13 protein-coding genes are annotated in these 18,437 nt (G+C 34.0%); 6 read left to right on the top strand and 7 right to left on the bottom strand.

The window, feature by feature from the left end:
* Nucleotides 1-156 precede the first annotated feature (156 nt).
* Nucleotides 157-927, top strand: coding sequence for a TrmH family RNA methyltransferase (locus tag L3049_RS12790; protein ID WP_275110209.1), 771 nt, complete (start codon nucleotides 157-159; stop codon nucleotides 925-927).
* Here L3049_RS12790 and L3049_RS12785 read toward each other — a convergent pair whose 3' ends face one another.
* From L3049_RS12785 to purL, 4 genes are all read right to left on the bottom strand, one after another.
* Nucleotides 928-2,496 (bottom strand): NAD(P)/FAD-dependent oxidoreductase, encoded by a 1,569-nt coding sequence (locus L3049_RS12785; RefSeq protein WP_275110208.1) that lies wholly within the window; start codon nucleotides 2,494-2,496, stop codon nucleotides 928-930.
* Nucleotides 2,497-2,523: 27 nt separating this feature from the next.
* A complete protein-coding gene (gene porT / locus L3049_RS12780; RefSeq protein WP_275110207.1) occupies nucleotides 2,524-3,228 on the bottom strand; it encodes a type IX secretion/gliding motility protein PorT/SprT in 705 nt (234 codons plus the stop codon).
* Between the two features lie 41 nt (nucleotides 3,229-3,269).
* A complete protein-coding gene (gene ubiE, locus L3049_RS12775; protein WP_275110206.1) occupies nucleotides 3,270-3,998 on the bottom strand; it encodes a bifunctional demethylmenaquinone methyltransferase/2-methoxy-6-polyprenyl-1,4-benzoquinol methylase UbiE in 729 nt (242 codons plus the stop codon).
* Nucleotides 3,999-4,143: 145 nt separating this feature from the next.
* Nucleotides 4,144-6,300, bottom strand: a complete 2,157-nt coding sequence (gene purL / locus L3049_RS12770; protein WP_275110205.1) for a phosphoribosylformylglycinamidine synthase subunit PurL — start codon at nucleotides 6,298-6,300, stop codon at nucleotides 4,144-4,146.
* 140 nt (nucleotides 6,301-6,440) lie between these two features.
* Here purL and L3049_RS12765 point away from each other — a divergent pair, with 140 nt between their 5' ends.
* Nucleotides 6,441-7,199: an SDR family oxidoreductase gene (locus L3049_RS12765; protein ID WP_275110204.1), complete on the top strand. Its 759-nt coding sequence runs from the start codon at nucleotides 6,441-6,443 to the stop codon at nucleotides 7,197-7,199.
* Nucleotides 7,200-7,320: 121 nt separating this feature from the next.
* Here the strand turns inward: L3049_RS12765 and L3049_RS12760 are convergent, their stop codons facing one another.
* On the bottom strand, nucleotides 7,321-8,007 hold the full coding sequence (locus tag L3049_RS12760) for a DUF3298 and DUF4163 domain-containing protein (protein ID WP_275110203.1): 687 nt from the start codon (nucleotides 8,005-8,007) through the stop codon (nucleotides 7,321-7,323).
* Between the two features lie 121 nt (nucleotides 8,008-8,128).
* A complete protein-coding gene (locus tag L3049_RS12755) occupies nucleotides 8,129-11,071 on the bottom strand; it encodes a hybrid sensor histidine kinase/response regulator (RefSeq protein ID WP_275110202.1) in 2,943 nt (980 codons plus the stop codon).
* Between the two features lie 303 nt (nucleotides 11,072-11,374).
* Between L3049_RS12755 and L3049_RS12750 the strand changes: the two genes are divergently transcribed.
* Nucleotides 11,375-11,935, top strand: coding sequence for a hypothetical protein (locus tag L3049_RS12750; RefSeq protein ID WP_275110201.1), 561 nt, complete (start codon nucleotides 11,375-11,377; stop codon nucleotides 11,933-11,935).
* A gap of 6 nt (nucleotides 11,936-11,941) precedes the next feature.
* On the opposite strand, the gene L3049_RS12745 is transcribed toward L3049_RS12750, so the two are convergent.
* A complete protein-coding gene (locus L3049_RS12745; protein ID WP_275110200.1) occupies nucleotides 11,942-13,666 on the bottom strand; it encodes a ShlB/FhaC/HecB family hemolysin secretion/activation protein in 1,725 nt (574 codons plus the stop codon).
* Nucleotides 13,667-14,188: 522 nt separating this feature from the next.
* Here L3049_RS12745 and gap point away from each other — a divergent pair.
* The 3 genes from gap (at nucleotide 14,189) to L3049_RS12730 (ending at nucleotide 18,337) form a co-directional block, all read left to right on the top strand.
* The gene (gene gap, locus L3049_RS12740) at nucleotides 14,189-15,196 is read left to right on the top strand and encodes a type I glyceraldehyde-3-phosphate dehydrogenase (protein ID WP_275110199.1); all 1,008 of its coding nucleotides are present in this window, start codon (nucleotides 14,189-14,191) and stop codon (nucleotides 15,194-15,196) included.
* 188 nt (nucleotides 15,197-15,384) lie between these two features.
* Nucleotides 15,385-17,937 (top strand): bifunctional aconitate hydratase 2/2-methylisocitrate dehydratase, encoded by a 2,553-nt coding sequence (locus L3049_RS12735; RefSeq protein ID WP_275110198.1) that lies wholly within the window; start codon nucleotides 15,385-15,387, stop codon nucleotides 17,935-17,937.
* 94 nt (nucleotides 17,938-18,031) lie between these two features.
* Nucleotides 18,032-18,337, top strand: a complete 306-nt coding sequence (locus tag L3049_RS12730; protein WP_275110197.1) for a DUF2752 domain-containing protein — start codon at nucleotides 18,032-18,034, stop codon at nucleotides 18,335-18,337.
* Nucleotides 18,338-18,437 lie beyond the last annotated feature (100 nt).

The raw sequence follows: 18,437 nt of genomic DNA, 5'->3' as shown, positions 1-18,437 counted from the left end.
AAATAAGGAAATTATAACTACTTTTGTATTTCTCGTAAGATTTCAAGTATAATAAAAGTATTATTCGGTTTAAAATACCACAAAGATACTTAACTTCAATGAGATATTATTGGCATTAGTTGCCTTTTTCAATGATAATTTTTCAAAATAACAGCCGTGCTTTCCAAAAATCAAATCAAACTAATCAGTAGTCTTCAAAAGAAAAAATTTAGAGATCAATATCAACTTTTTGTTGCCGAAGGAAACAAATTAGTTTCTGATTTAATTGAAGCAAAAACGGAAATTGAATATCTCATTCACACAAAAGAATGGTATCAGGAAAGTACGATCTCCACTACGCTGAAAGCAAATCAAATTATAGAAACAGATTCTATTCAGATAAAAAAAATCAGCTCATTAAAAACACCATCATCTGTAATTGGAGTATTTAAGATGCCGTCGCAAAAAATAGACGAAAGCTTAGTTCAAGAATCTTTATCGATTGTTTTGGATGATGTTAGAGATCCAGGAAACTTAGGAACAATTATTCGTGTAGCCGATTGGTTCGGGATCAAACACATTTTCTGCTCGCCAGATACTGTTGACCTATACAATTCAAAAGTTATTCAAGCCACCATGGGAGCAATTTCAAGCGTTAAAGTATGCTATACTCCGCTTAAAAATTTAATATTGAATTATAAAAACACAGATTTCCCAATTTATGGTACCTTTCTGGAAGGTGATATCATTTACAAGTGTGAACTTGCAAAAAAAGGTTTTATCATTATGGGAAATGAAGGCAAAGGTGTTTCTCCTGAAATACAGGAATTGGTTACAAACAAACTATACATCCCAGATTTTCCTTGCGGAGAAGCTGCCTCAGAATCTTTAAATGTATCTGTGGCAACTTCAATTATTTGCTCTGAATTTAGAAGAAAAGAGTTTTAATTACTTATTTGCCGTGAATAAACGATCAAATGCTTCGGCACATTGTTCTCCATCCATTGCAGCAGAAACAATTCCACCGGCATAACCAGCACCTTCTCCACATGGAAATAAGCCAGCAATTCGAACATGCTGATACGTATCTCTTTCTCGTGGAATACGAACTGGAGAAGAAGTTCTCGATTCTACGCCTAAAATCACGGCCTCATTAGTTAGAAAACCTCTTGATTTTTTACCAAAAGCCTTAAAACCTTCCTGTAAACGAATACGAATAGATTCTGGCAGCCATATGTGCATAGCCGACGAAACGATTCCCGGATGATATGATGTTTTTGGCAAAGAAGTACTCATTTTACCATTTACAAAATCTTCCATTCTTTGTGCTGGTGCAGTTAGATTTTCACCACCTTCAACAAAAGCTTTTTCTTCTAATTCTTCCTGGAAATGCAATCCTGCCAATGCTCCATATTGCTTGTATTCTTTCAAATCCTGAGTGCGAATTTCAACCGCCATTCCAGAATTTGCAAAAGCAGTATTTCTATTCGAAGAAGACATGCCATTAACCACTTGTTGCTTCGCTCCTGTAGCAGCGGGAACTATAACGCCACCAGGACACATGCAAAATGAATAAACACCTCGCTCTTGCACCTGTTGCACAAAACTATAGGTTGCAGCAGGTAAATATTTACCTCTTCCATCTGGGTTGCGATACTGAATCTGATCAATTAATTCCTGTGAATGCTCAATTCGAACACCCATCGCAAATGACTTGGCCTCTAGTTCAACTCCTTGATTTTTTAATGTACGATAAACATCACGAGCTGAATGACCGGTTGCTAAAATTACTCCTTCGGCAGAAATCTGCTCCCCACTCTCTGTAATTACTCCTGAAATTTTATCGCCTTCAAGAATGTAATCTACAACTTTAGTAGAAAAATGAACTTCACCACCGGCCTTAAGAATATTCTCACGAATTCTAACAATAACTTTGGGCAAAACATCAGTCCCTATATGTGGATGAGCATCAATCAAAATATCTTCTTGAGCACCATGGAAATGAAGCACTTCAAGAATCTTCTTTAGATTACCTCTTTTCTTAGAACGGGTATACAGTTTACCATCGGAGAAAGTACCTGCCCCACCTTCGCCAAAACTATAATTAGAATCCGGATTTACATTACGAGTTTTATGCAATTCAGCTAAATCTTTTTTGCGATCTTCAACACTTTTCCCTCTCTCCAATACGATTGGTTGGTAGCCTAATTCAATTAGACGAAGAGCTGCGAACAAACCTGCAGGGCCAGCACCAACAATAATCACTTTCTTTTTCCCAAGAACATTAGCATACTCGAACGAATCTCCTTGCTCTACAACAAACTCCTCATCGAAAGCAACACGAAAACGCATATTTATTTTCACATTTCGTTGGCGTGCATCTATGGATTTTCGAAGAATCTTGATTCCGAAAATATCAGCGACATTAACATTTAGCTTATCCGCTACAATTGGCTTGTAAAATTTTTCGTCCGAAGCATCTTTCGGACTTAGCACTATATCTAGTTCGGTAATCATTCTATGAAATATTGTGAAATTTTATCTCTATTCAAAATGGAAAGAAAGCGTAATAATTTTGGAATTCATTTTTCGAATTGCATCGGAGTATCCCTCATATCCAGGATTATCTATATCATATTCATGATTTAAAATATCCTTTAAGCCTATTGAAAATTTTAATTCCGTAGCTAATTTAAAATAAGGCAGATAAAAATCAACACCAGCACCTAACTCAGCGTAAACATCTGTTGTTTTTAGGCGAACCAGCATATCATTTTCGGGATCGAGAGATTCTTGTGATTGTACATCAATTTTAAAACTAGCACCTCCAATTAAATAAGGTCGGTAATTATTTAGTCGGCGGGCTCTGAACTTCAATAAAAGAGGTAGATTAACTAGAACAGATTCGACGTTAACTTCTTCAACATCCAAATTTGAATACTGAATACTGCGTTGTCCAAACTCTAATCCTGGAAGAAATCGTAATGACCAATTCTCATGCAAACGTAAATCGGAAACAATACCTACTGAAAATCCAGGAGAAAAGACAACCTGTTCAGCTCTAGCATCACCAATTCCCGAATTATAGATTGCAAAATCCATACTATTTACTCCAAGCGTAAAGCCAAAATGCAGCCATTTCTGATCTACCTTTTGGTAATTTAAAACACTTTCTGCCTTATATCCTCTTTGAGAATAACTAGAAGTGTAACAAGACAACAGCAATAGTATAATTAATAATCTTTTCAAACTGGAAATTTCTTTAAAGTATAAACCGACAATCTACGAATTTATTGTACTGGCTTTGTACCAACGTAAATGGATGCAATCCCAAAACTTAATTTAATTTGTTCTGTATTTACAAATCCACACGATCTATAAATTTTCAAAAAGTTTTCTCCATCAGGAAAAGCACCTACCGATTCAGGTAAATATGTATAGGCAGAACTATCTTTAGAAACCATTCTACCCCAAAAAGGAAGAATTTTAAAAAAGTAAAAGTTATAAAATTGCTTTACAGGGAACTTTGCTGGCTTTGAAAATTCAAGAATAACAACTTTACCTCCAGGTCGCACTACACGATTCATTTCTTTTAAGCCTTTTTCTAGATTCTCAAAATTACGAACCCCAAATGCTACTGTTATTGCATCAAATGAATTATCATCAAATTGAATATTTTCTGAATCACCCTCGAATAATTCTATTTTATCTTGTAGATTTTTTTTAGCAACCTTCTCTCTTCCTACTGCTAACATTTCGGTTGAAATATCAATTCCTGTAACTTTTTCAGGATCTAATTTCAAACACGCCAATGCAAAATCACCAGTTCCTGTTGCAATATCCAACATTTGTTTTGGTTGAATTGGCTTTAACAATTTCACAGCTTTCTTCCTCCAAAGCTTATCAATACCCATTGATAGAAAATGATTTAAGAAGTCATATTTCCTAGCAATATTATTAAACATCAGAGCAACCTGAGCCTTTTTGCCTTTATCTAAATCTTTATAGGGATTTACCACGAAAAAATATCTAATAATTAAAAATAAACTATACTAGTATTCTCATCAAATTTGAAAAGAACGACACAAATATAGTGAATGAAAAACAAAGAATCATGTATTGATTCTTTGTTAACAAATTAAACTCATAATATGTGACTAAAACTTATTTAATCCCTTTCTTTTGATAAAGCTTTTTATATTCATCAACATAGCCATATGAAATATCATCAATCCTTAACTCTCTTTTAGTTACATGTCCTAAAGTTGAAAATGGCACGCCACTTTCCATCATCAAATCAACAAAATCATCCTCATTTTCCATTGAAACAGAAACAACTATTCTTCCTTGAGATTCCCCAAACAGAAAAGCATCTTTTCGTACTTCTGCTGGAGATGTAATATCAAAACCAAGCCCCAATGGCATTGAGGATTCAATTAAATTGAAAAACAAACCTCCTCTTTCAACAGAATGTGCTGAACAAATCAATTTTTGTTCAATTAATTTTGCGACTACAGAATTAATATTTTTTTCTTCATCCAAATCAAAATGAGGTACACCAACTTCGCATTTCTCATGAATTGAACACAAATATTCCGAACCTGATATGTCATTTCGCGATTTACCTATTAAAAAAATCATATCTCCCTTATTCCTGAAAATATAGGACATATGATTTACTTTAGGGTCAATTACCCCAAGCATCCCAATTATAGGTGTAGGATTAATTGCTTCTCTTTTTCCCAGTACGGAACTTTCATTATAAAAACTAACATTACCTCCAACTACAGGTGTTTTAAAAAATTCACTTGCACTTGAAATACCCTTTATTGTTTCTACAAATTGAGAGAATACTTTTTCTTCCAAGGGGCTGCCAAAATTAAGACAATCATTTATGGCTAACGGTTTTCCTCCAGAACAAATTATTCGACGAACAGCTCTTGCCACATTAATTTGTGCTCCAACATTTGGATCATTAAAAGCATATACAGAATTTCCCGAAATAGTAAAGCAAAGTGCTTTCCCATTAGAGTTTACGGTTGAAATTTGTGCATCGGAAGGTGAATTTTTCGCTTCCTCCTCTTGATGCAATTGTAAATATTCTTTTATGATAAGATTTGGATTATTTACCATCTCATTAATAATTTTCCAATAATTATCAGGTTCTGAAAATCTTTCTAGAAAATTGTCTTGTTTGTCTGCGTTTATTGAATGGTGTTTCCGATTTAATTGTGGTGCTCCATGCCCCATAATTAAATCATTTGCATGCAGTTCAGCCACTACGACTGAAGATTCCATAAATCGAATCGTATCTCTTTCAGTAACTGTTCCAATTTCATCGCAAGCAATATGAGCTTTGGTAAAAACATCTAATACTTTTGTTAGATTTTCTGTTTCGATAACCAAAATAACCCTTTCTTGTGTTCTTGAAAGTAAAACTTGCTCGATACTAAGTCCTGTTTGATTTAATGGAATTTTATTTAAATTAACATCAATACCAGAATTAGCATGAACACTAACAGAAGCTACAGAATTAACGATGCCTGCCATATCCAAATTCTCGACACGAACAATGGCATTTGCTTCATTCAATTTTAAAATACAATCAATTAAAGAATTCCCAACACCAGGGTTTCCTTTTGGTATGCTAAAATTTTCCTCTGCTCCATATACTCCTTCGGCACCTGTAGAATTTCCAGCTAACAATATTAATTGTCCTGGATTAATTTTTCTATTCAATAGGAGTTTCTCTTTGGGAACAACCCCAGCCACCATAACGTTTACAATCGGATTGGTATCATAACAAGAATTGAAAGAAACTTCGCCTCCCATGTTCTCCATGTATAAAACAGATGAATAATCTTTAATCCCTTTTACTACCTCATCCATCAACCATTTCGTTCTATCTAAAGAAGCTTCACCAAACCTCAACGAATTTAATACAAGTGCAGGTTTTGCCCCAACAGACACTACATCTCTACATACATCTCCAACACAGGTCGCAGCTCCTTGGTATGGATCTATTCCACTTGGATGATTGTGCGTTCCCATTTTGAACACACAATATTCATCATTTCCAATATCTACAACTCCAGCATTAGACTGGCGGGCTCCAGATATAATTTTATCGCCAGTATTAGGCAATAAATTAATCCAATTGAATGAACTTTTATAGGATACATTCTCCGACCACATTACAGAATAAATCTGTAATTCAAGTAAATTTGGTTTCCTTCCAAGGTTTTTGGTTATTTTTTCAAAAGCTTCCTGATTTATTCCCAAGTCTTCTGCTAACTCTACTGAAACTTCCTGATTTACCATGGTGCGAGATTTTAGGTGATAATATTTAAATTTAAAAAAAATAAGATAGGAACACGAATAATCACCGTAGTTTTTACCTTTACTTTTTCTTAATAAGGATAAGATATTCCAAACAAAAATTTGAATAAACTTTCAAAAAAATGAACAAAATTGCATTTATAACAGGAGCAACTGCAGGCATTGGAGAAGCTTGTGCAAAAAAGTTAGCGACAATAGGATTTGATTTAATCATTTCAGGTCGAAGAAAAGAGAAACTTGAAGTATTAAAAGCAGAATTAATTAAAAAATTCACGATTAAAGTTTTATCTATAGAATTGGATGTTCGAAATCAAGAAGATGTTGAAAAAGAAATTTCAGCACTTCCTTCTGAGTGGAAGAAAATTGATTTACTTCTAAACAACGCGGGACTAGCTGTAGGAGTATCTCCCGTTCAAAAAGGCATTGTGGATGATTGGGATAGAATGATTGATACAAATGTAAAAGGTTTGCTATATGTAACTCGCTGCATTAGCCCATTAATGGCTGAACGTAAAAAAGGATTAATTGTAAATATTTCATCTATTGCCGGAAAAGAGGCTTACCCTGGAGGTAATGTTTATTGTGGAACCAAGCATGCAGTTGAAGCTATTACAAAAGGAATGAGAATTGATCTGTTGCCTCACAATATTAGAGTGAGTTCAATTGCTCCAGGAATGGTTGAAACTGAATTTTCAATTGTACGTTTTAAAGGTGATGAAGACAAAGCAGAGAAAGTTTACGAAGGCTTTGAACCTTTAAAAGCTGAAGATATAGCAGATAGTTTATTATTTATTGCAACTCGGCCGGAGCACGTTTCAATAAATGATATCTTAATTATGCCATCAGCCCAAGCATCAGCGAGAGACGTAAACAGAAAATAAGTTTCTAAGAAACTATAATTCCGGCTAATCGAAGCAGATAATGCTTCGATTAGCCGGAATTATCATATATAAAATGAAAGAAAACCCACTTAAATTGATTCAAGATCATCAAAAAAATACCTTAAAGCTTTAGTAAACCATGTTGTTTTAAATCCCAAACTGGTATTTTTATTTCAGCTGTTCCACAAACGTACGGTCCCAAAGAATAATCAGAAAAAGAAAAAACAAAAAAATCTTCCTGATAAGAAAAAGATTCAAAAGCAGAAGTGACCACAGGTAATTCATCAAAACAATTATCAGGATTATTAAAGTATTTTACCAATAATTTATTTAAGGCCTGTATTTCCATTTTGCTTTTCACATGAAACACATCTCCCAAAGTTAGTCCTATTGCTTTCTGTACATTGTAATTAAAGCATTTAAAATAGGTAAGACCATGTGCACCTCCCTGATACTTGTATATGATAAACTTTGCACTTACATAATCTGTTGCAAAAATATCAAGATCATAATTAACCTTTAATTCCATGCTTGTAAAACCACTTTCAGGTTCTTGATCACATTCCATTTCAGCAAGTAAATTGTTTACAAATACACTAATATTGCTGTTAATAGAATCACAACCTCTCTTTGATTTACTTGCCTTATTTTTGAATTGAGGATATTTTACAGATAGTAACTGTTGCTTGTCTCTTTTTGATATTTCTTTTTCATGCACTAACAAACTCAAATCGTTACTACATGACACAGAACAAAAAGCGCAAACACTTACGATACAGGCAGATAATAAAACCGTTAGTCCTCTCAAAATCCTAGTTTTGGTTCGTGATTTTAAGTTACACTATTTTTATTTAAAACGAAAAACCATTTTGGGTTTGAATTAATAACTATAAAAAACCGTCAAGATTGACGTTTATCATTATCAAATATTACAATAAGATTTTCAACTTCTCTAATAAAAGATCTTTCTTAATAGGCTTTGAAATATAATCGTTACAACCTTCTTCAATTGCCTTATTTTCATCCCCATCCATTGCGTATGCCGTTTGAGCAACTATTGGTAAATCTGGCTTAAATTTCTTAATTTCTTTCGTCGCTATTAATCCATCCATTATTGGCATTCTAATATCCATTAATACCAATGAAATATTTGAATTATTTCGACACATGTCAACAGCAACCTCACCATTTTCGGCCCGAATCACTTTGTAGTTGTTGCGCGTTAATATTGCTTCAATTAATTTAAAATTAGAAATTTCATCTTCTGCAACTAATATTAATTTTGAATTCGAAGCTTCCATACCATTATTTTCTTTAGACTTCTTATTTTCACTCTGTTTTGAAATTACACATTTCAATCTTAATTTAAAAATAGATCCTGCATTAGGCTCCGACTCCACTTCAATTGTACCGCCTAACATGTCCATAATTTTTTTCGAAATAGCCAATCCTAAACCTGTTCCTCCAAAAGTTCTTGTAATAGAATCGTCAGCCTGCCTAAATCGATCAAAAATCACATCTTTTTTACTCTTCTCAATTCCCACACCACTATCTTTCACATACAAACACAACTCATCACCTTCAACATTATAACCAAACTCAACAAACCCTTCAGTTGTAAATTTCAAGGCATTTTTCATTAAATTAGTGACAACCTGCAATAACCTCTGGTAATCTGTTTTTACTAATATTTTTGAATATTCCTTTTCCGCTTTGAACTGCATCCCTAGGCGTTCCTTATTTTCTTGTATTCGCTTTTCTTTCGTCATTGCCATGACTTCATCAAGGAAATTAAACATGAAAAACTCCTCAGACTCAACTTGAAAATTTTCACATTCGATAGAAGTAAAGTTTAAAATATCTTCGATAATTCCAAGAAGCTGATTTCCACTTTTATTAATCAAACGAACAAACTCTAATATTTCGGTAGTGGATAAAGACTCATCACATAAATTCGAAAAACCAATTACAGCATTAAGTGGGGTTCTTAATTCATGAGACATATTTGACAAAAAAGCAGATTTTAATCGATCAGATTCTTCTGCTCGATTTTTAGATTCCAATAAATCTTTTTCTGACTTTTTTAATTCCGTAATATCCTCTTTTACAGCAATTATATGAGTAATGTGACCATATTCATTTTTAATTGCTGAAAAGTTAGCTCTTTCCCAAAATAACTCTTTATTCTTTTTCACATTAAGAAATTCACCACTCCATTCGCCACCTGCCAAAACAGCCTCCCACATTTCTTTGTATTCTGCAGAGCGAGTTGCTCCCGACTTCAAAAACCTAGGATTTCTTCCAACCACCTCTTTTAACTCATAACCAGTAACATTACAAAATTTAGGATTAACATATTCAATATTACCTTTTGTATCCGTAATTATAATTGACGCTGGACTCTGCTCTGTTGAACGTTCCAGCATCCTTAGTTCCATATCTTTTCTTTTCTTGCTTATTCCACTGGCTAATTGAGCAGATATCACTTCAATAAACTTGATGCTTTCCAAACTCATATCAGAATCTTCTGAATCAAAAGAAATGCCAAAAACACCAAGAACTTGTTCTTTTTCAATAAGAGGAATACCAAACCACTTCTTATGATTTTTCAGAAGTTTAAGTCTATTCTCCTTAACCACTTCTTGTATTTCCTCAGAATTGAGATACAACATTCTTTTTTCTCTTATAGCACAACTGCTCAAAGACTGAGAGTAAAGAATATTAGTAAAAGCGTTATCCTTTTCCTCAAAAACTCTCAAGGATCTCCTATTCGGTGCTATTAGCTCCAAAAATAATTTACCTGCACCAATAATTTGCTCTAATTCTCCTCCTACTTTATTAATCACTTCAATACTATTCAATGAAGAATTTAATATTTCGGAAATATTATGAATAATTTGTTGACTTTTCTGATTCCAAACTTGCTGTGTTAGGTTGCGATAAATTGCGTAAACAGCAAGCTGATTATTATCTAAAACAATTGGTTTTCCATGCACTTCAACATGAATCTGTTTTCCTGTTTTAGTTTGACGGATTGTTGTCATCTCAACCATCTTCCCTAAAGATACATCCTTAGTTGCCCCAAACCCCTCATTTTTAAACCTCTCTGGTACGATCAAATCATTTATCTTTTTTGATTTGATCTCTTCTTGAGTATATTCAAACAATCGCAGAAACTCTTGATTTGCTTGAATCACCTGATCTTCATTATCAAGTATAATAATACTTTCAGGGGAATGTTCAAAAAGGTTTTCAAAGAATGTTTTCTGAATCCGAAGTTCGTTCGCTGATTCCTTATTCTTTTTAATCTCATTATTCAACTCATAACTCATTTCGAATTGAGACTCAATACTTTTTACGAATTGAATTGATTTTTGAATATTATCCTCAATTTCTTTTCGAGATAAAACCTTTAGTAAGCTTGCGTCCTTTTCCTCGTCATCAGTTAATTTTTCACCATTTCTAATTTTTATAGCCATGGGATCTTTTTCCTCAACAAACTGACCATAGACGAAGTATCCATACAATTCTCCCTTAATATTTACAGGTACAAAAACACCTCTTGCAGATGATCCATATACTATTTCGATGCAAGCGTCATCCCGTTCTGTTCCTATTCTAGTAATTTCCTTAAAAAGCCCTTCCCCATTCTTAGCCAAGTCACTATTAAGTAATGTCATCGCTTTGCAACTGCAACTATTTACATATCTATTTTCAAAATTTAGAAACAGACAAGGACAGTCACTTAATTCAGAAAAAGTATTCAACATCATTTCTAAACTATTCGGATTTGGAATATCTTTTAAATGATCTAAAACTATTTTATTTAGCTGATTTCCAATGGATATAAGAGAGTTGTTATTTTCCAACATAAGGGGATATTACATTTGACAAGTGGCTGAATATAGTGCTTATACTCATTTATAGAGCTTTGAGTTATATAATTTCGCATATTTTTTCCATCAAAGAACAACACTCATTTATTATTGTAAAACACAACAAATCACCATATTACAAAATACACTAACAACTTTAAAAAACTAACTTAACAAACAGAAAGCAATCTCATACTTATAACCATTACAAAATAAGACAATAAACACAATTCTACTTAACCATTTTCTAATTGCATAGCCTCATTTTTTTTAATACATTTGAAACACACAACGTATTACATGAAAAAACTAATTGGCTTCAACATTAAACGAAATAAGAAATTAGTTGTCTCCGACATCATAAAATTCTATGAAGTTCGAGGATATACTCTTACGGATGCCAATTCTAGAGGGATGACTTTTTTAAGAGGAGATCTTGTGGGGAATTTATTTTCTTTGAATCCAATTAAATGGAAGACTGTTGTTAACATTGAAATTATTAAAAAAAGCAGACTGGACTATAATATCTATGCAAATTATAATTTCAGCTCCTTTCTCTTCTTTATTTCACAAGAAGAAAACCATTTTTTTAATGAAGAAATCGCTGCTTTCGCTAAGGCAATTGAAGAATTTGAAGTGGATGTTGAAAAACTTGAAAATCTAGCTAGTAAAACTTCCAAATCGAACTTTAATTATATCTTAAAATCTTTTCCAATTGGCATCACTACAGCACTTTTGCTAATTTTTAGCATAAACCTAGTTATTGATGGATCAATTCCTAATCTTCTAGCTTCCATCATAACAGGGGCCTCTATTTTAATAAGCTATTACTTCTTGGTAAAAAACAACAGTAATGCTTAAGAATAATTAGAATCGATTAATAAAACCAAAATGAATTTTTGCTTCTTGCAAATCGACATTGCTGTTGTTTTGTTTTCCAATGGCATAATTCAATGTAAAAATACCCGACTTGGTAGCGAAATTTAAACCAAAGCCTACACCCCAAGGATAATCTTCATTTTTTTCGGACAAGTAACTGTTTCTATAATAGCCTCCATCCCAAAATAAATAAAAGCTTGAATTAGCTTGTGGAATAAACCTTAATTCAGTGGTTGCAACTGAATAGCTTGAGGCTATAAAAGCTTCTTCATTAAAACCTCTGATTGACGATAATCCTCCAATTCGAAACAAATCATTCTGAAACAATTCCTTTGAATTCTTATAACCTCCCTTATTTCTTATCCGAAAACTCATCTTCTTACTAAGAGGAATATTATATTCTAACAACCACTCCGCGTTCATCATTTTAGAAGACAAATCCATATTCTCATACAATTCCTCAGGAATATTAGAATTCTTTTTTAATTGATGATTCCCTCCTGCTATTGAAAAATTCACGTTCCAGCCTTTTCTAGGATTAAAAGAATAATCTAAATTTTCGAAATGATATGAAAACCCAAACAATTGAGATTTGACATCAGCATAATTTGGTAAAACTGTAATACTCTTTAAATGTTCAGAAGAAAGAAGTGATGAAGAGTTCAATTCAATAAAGACCTTAATGTAATTTTTTCCCGCTTGAGAAAAACGAAGACCTGCATCTATAGCAGTAGTGATATATGTAGAATCTAGTTTTTGAATATCAAAATTTAAATCAACACCCATATTTGAAGAAAAGAGATATGGGTATACCAAGCCCAATGACAAATTCTGACTTTGTTCTTTTAATTTTTGCCAGTTAAAATAAATACGCTCTCCCGCTTGGAAGGTATTTTCCAACAACAATTTCACTTCTCCTGTTAACTCTAGTTTATTATTCTTTTTATTTGATTGAAATCCTACAATTCCATCAAACTGATTTGCAGATTTCTTTTCTAAATACGTATAAACCTGAGCCTTTCCTTCCGAAAATTCTATTTCTGAAGGCTTAATTTCTTTGGCAAAATTTAAGTTATTCAATTTATCAGATATAGAACTACTTTGCTTTTCCTGATAAATCTGATTTGGAAATATCCCTAAGTATCGTTGTAAAAACTTTGCTTTCACTTTTGATGATCCTTTTATTACTATGCTATCCCATATAATTTTATCATTCGCATCTATCCTCCATACTCCACTGATATCTTTATTATTGATAGCAAACTTCTCTATTGCAATTTGTGCAAAAGGGTATCCTTGATTTCCTAAATCAGATAAAATATCAGTATTCAATTCCTGTAAATCGGAAAATCGAGCTTTCCTCTTTAAGTGAGAAGTATGTTTAAGAATCTGTTGTAATTCTATAAATTCAACAGTAGTCCATTTGTACTTTTCACCCAAATGAACAAAAGCATGAATTGTGTCATTACTCGAATAAATGGAATCAATATTTGCCTCTAAATAACCATCTTGTCTAAAATTTGAAATTTTATTTTGCAAGCGATCTATGGCTAATTTCTTTAAGACAAATTTTTCGTCTCTTTCTTTTGAAAATTTAGCAAACCCAACATCTGACTGATTTCCTATGATATTAAGCACATATGATTCCTCTTGGCAATAAGCAAAAGCAATCATAAAATGGAACAGGATTATTACTAAAAAGACTCTCTTCATTAATTTAATTCAATATCTTGCAAACAAAAGTAAGACAGACTAAGTATAAAAGACAATAAAAATTTAACAAAACACAAATATTCGCATTTTCTATTAAAGCAAACTTTATTTTTTATATCTTTTGCTCAGTTTTAAAATGAAATTACCAGATCTTTAATTTTATAACCTATGAAAAAAGCACTTTACGCAATAGCAGTTATATTCCTATTGGGAATAATTTCAACATCATGCGCAGTTGATAAAAAATGTCCCGCTTATACAAAATCTGATACGACTAGTACAAGCAAAAATGTTTAAATCGACTAAAAAATCTCATTAAAATGAGATTTTTTTTTGCCTTATTTTCACTCAATTGCAATCGTTTTAACCCGCCATTAAAACCTAACTCACAGAAACTTAAGCCTTATCTATCGACAAAAAAAATAAGTATTTTTTTTGCAATTTACTGTATAAAATATTATTAAAATACATACTTTTGCCATTCAAGAAACAAAGGGTTTATAAATTAAAACTTTATACACAATGTCAAAGATTAAAATTGGTATCAACGGATTTGGCCGTATCGGACGTTTCGTATTCCGTCAAGCTGTTGCTCAAGGCAACATCGAAGTAGTAGCTATTAACGACCTTATTGATGTAGACTATATGGCCTACATGCTTAAATATGATTCAACTCATGGTAAATTCGACGGTGACGTTGAAGTTAAAGATGGTCAGTTGATCGTAAACGGTGCTACTGTACGTGTTACTGCTGAGAGAAATCCAGCTGACATTAACTGGGGTGCTGTAAATGCAGAGTATGTGGTTGAATCTACAGGTCTTTTCTTGACTAAAGAAACTGCTCAAGGTCACATCGATGCGGGTGCTAAAAAAGTTGTTATGTCTGCTCCTTCTAAGGATGACACTCCTATGTTTGTTATGGGTGTAAACAACAAAGAATACACTAACGATATGACTTTCGTATCTAACGCATCTTGTACTACAAACTGTTTAGCTCCTGTAGCTAAAGTATTGAATGATAAGTACGGAATTATCGAAGGTTTAATGACTACTGTTCACGCAACTACTGCAACTCAAAAAACAGTTGACGGTCCTTCTATGAAAGACTGGAGAGGTGGACGTGGTGCTGGTCAAAACATCATTCCTTCTTCTACTGGTGCTGCTAAAGCTGTAGGTAAAGTAATTCCTTCATTAAACGGTAAATTGACTGGTATGTCTTTCCGTGTTCCTACTCCTGATGTATCTGTAGTTGACTTAACAGTTCGTTTAGAGAAAGGTGCTGATTACGCAGATATTTGTGCTGCAATGAAAGAAGCTTCAGAAAACGAATTCAAAGGTATCTTAGGTTATACTGAAGATGCTGTTGTATCTAACGACTTTATCGGTGATACTCGTACTTCTATTTTCGATGCTACTGCTGGTATTCAATTATCTCCAAACTTCGTAAAAGTTGTAACTTGGTACGATAATGAAATGGGATATTCTGCAAAAGTATGTGAGTTGATTACATATATGAATTCAGTAAAATAATCCTATCAAAATACATGCTAAAAGCTCCCTTTCAGGAGCTTTTTTTTTGCTCTTTTTTATGATATAAAACACATTTTTTTTTGGAACAACCTAAAAGGAAAAACCATATGTTTGCCTTGTCAATAGAGAATTAATTCTCTATTTTTTTTTATCACTTTCACACTTACACAACAAGATCCAAACAAAAGATGTTAGAGCAATATCTAAAACACGAAGCAGCCCGCGCTACCAAAGGTATCCCGGCTTTGCCATTGAATGCAGAACAGACTGCAGAACTTTGCGAACTATTGCAAAATCCTATCCAAGGGAAAGAGGATTTTCTATTGCATTTATTCAAAGAAAGAATCGCTCCCGGAGTTGATGATTCAACAAAAGTAAAAGCTGAATTCTTAGGAAAGCTTTTAAAAGACGAATTGAGTTCACCAATCATCACAAAATCTGAAGCTATCAAGGTTTTGGGTACTATGATGGGTGGTTACAATGTAACCGTTTTGGTTGAGGCTTTAAAAGACGAGGCTTTAGCTGAAGAGGCTGCAGAGGCTCTTAAAGGAATAATCCTTGTTTACGATGCATTCGAAACTGTTGCAGAACTTTCTAAAGACAATGCTGCTGCTAAGAGTGTGATTGAATCTTGGGCAAATGCTGAGTGGTTTACTACTCGCGAAGAATTGCCTGAAGAAATCAAGCTTAAAGTTTATAAAGTAGAAGGTGAAATCAATACTGATGATTTCTCTCCTGCATCTCAGGCGTTTACTCGTCCTGATATTCCATTGCACGCTCTAGCTATGGGTGCTGGTCGTTTCGAAGATGGTATCGAAACTATTGCTGGATGGAGAAAAGAAGGTCACAAAGTTGCTTTTGTAGGTGACGTTGTAGGAACCGGATCTTCTCGTAAATCTGCTGCCAACTCATTACTATGGCATATTGGTGAGGATATTCCATGTGTACCAAACAAGCGTACAGCTGGTGTGGTAATTGGTGGTGCTATCGCTCCAATTTTCTATAACACAACTCAGGATTCAGGTGGATTACCAATCACAACTGATGTTTCTGTTTTAAATACAGGTGATGAAATCATCATCAACAATGTAAAAGGTGAGATTACTCGCAATGGCGAAGTGGTTTGTACTTATTCTTTAGCTCCTGATACATTAACTGACGAGTACCGTGCAGGTGGTCGTATTCCATTGATTATCGGTAAAGCATTAACTGAGAAGTCTCGTGCTGCATTAGGAATGCCTGCTGCTGATATTTTTACTGTTGCGAATAACCCACAGCCAAAGGCTAATCAGGGTTATACAATGGCTCAAAAAATGGTAGGTAAAGCTTGTGGTGTTGAAGGTGTATTGCCAGGAACATCATGTGCTCCAAAAATGACAACTGTTGGATCCCAGGATACGACTGGTCCTATGACTCGTGATGAGATTAAAGAGTTGGCATGTTTGAAGTTCGAAGCGCCAATGTTCATGCAGTCTTTCTGTCATACTGCAGCTTATCCAAAAGCTACAGATGTGGCAATGCATAAGTCTATGCCTAAGTTCATGTCTGAGCGTAAAGGTGTACCATTGAAGCAAGGTGATGGTGTTATTCACTCATGGTTGAACCGTTTATTGGTTCCTGATACTGTTGGTACAGGTGGTGACTCTCATACTCGTTTCCCATTGGGTATTTCATTCCCGGCAGGTTCTGGTTTAGTTGCTTTCGCAGGTGCTCTTGGTTTCATGCCATTGGATATGCCAGAATCAGTATTAATCAAATTTAAAGGTAAGCTTAACCCAGGTATCACTTTACGTGATGTGGTAAATGCGATTCCATATTTTGCAATTCAGAACGGACAGTTAACTGTTCCTAAGAAAAACAAAATCAATATTTTCAACGGTAAGATTATCGAGATGGAAGGTCTTGAGGATATTACAGTTGAGCAGGCTTTCGAATTAACTGATGCGACTGCTGAGCGTTCTGCTGCTGCTGGTTGTATCAAGTTATCAGATGAGAGAGTAATTGAGTATGTGAAGTCTAACGTTGCCTTGATGGAATCAATGATCAAGATGGGTTACGATGATGCTCAAACTATTCAGAACCGTATCGATGCTTGTAACGAGTGGTTGGCTAACCCAGTATTGCTTTCAAGAGATGAGAATGCTGAATATGCTGAGACTATCGAGATTGATCTTTCTGCAATTACTGAGCCTATCCTTTGTTGTCCAAATGATCCGGATGACGTGAAATTACTTTCTGATGTTCAGAATACTGAGATTCAGGATGTATTTATCGGATCTTGTATGACAAACATTGGTCACTTCCGTGCTTGTGAGAAAGTTTGGAGTGGTTTAACACCATCTGATAAGGTAAGAACATATATGGCACCTCCAACTCGTATGGATGCAGCTGTATTGAAAGAAGAGGCTACTTTCTCTACTTTCTCTCAGTTAGGTGTTCGTATCGAGACGCCTGGATGTTCACTATGTATGGGTAACCAACTTCGTGTACCGGATAAGGTAAATGTTTATTCTACTTCAACTCGTAATTTCAACAACCGTATGGGTACAGGTGCTCAGGTTTGGTTGGGATCTGCAGAGCTAGGAGCTATTGTTTCTGTTTTAGGTAAATTACCTACTCCAGCCGAGTATATGGAAATTTACAATGAGAAAATTGCTGCTCACGAAGAGGAAGTATACAAATACATGCAGTTCGACGAAATGGATATGGAGGATGCTCTATATCAACGTCGCGACCTGTAATCGTATTTCAAAATAATAATTCTAAAGCCGATGCTTATGCATCGGCTTTTTTTTATCCCGCTGTTTATTTAAATTAGACAAAATAATTATCCGAATGTGGCAAAAACTCATTAACTGGCTTGAAAATAACTCTTTAAGTTGCTCTTTTCAAAAACAATTTGGAATTGAGTGTCCTGGCTGTGGATTTCAAAGCTCTTTAATTGCACTTCTTAAAGGAGATCTTATTGAATCAATACATTTATTTCCTGCCTTATTTCCCATATTTAGTCTATTTGCATTACTTCTACTCCATCTAAAATTCAAATTCTCTTGGGGAGCAATTGCTATTAAAATTCTTTTCCTGATTTCAACTCTATTGATTCTTGGAAACTTCTTTCAAAAATTACTACTTCAAAACTAAACTTTAGCATTCTTCACATTAGCATTAAAATAGTTAAGATTGTTTAAGAACAATTTTTATCTTTGTCGAATTATTAAATGAAACTCCCCATTAAAACTTT

Origin of the sequence: Labilibaculum sp. DW002 (assembly GCF_029029525.1) — a bacterium.
In the GTDB taxonomy this organism is placed as follows: domain Bacteria; phylum Bacteroidota; class Bacteroidia; order Bacteroidales; family Marinifilaceae; genus Paralabilibaculum; species Paralabilibaculum antarcticum.
Note: the sequence above shows the minus strand (reverse complement) of the source record. Positions and strands in the feature narration are given on the sequence as shown.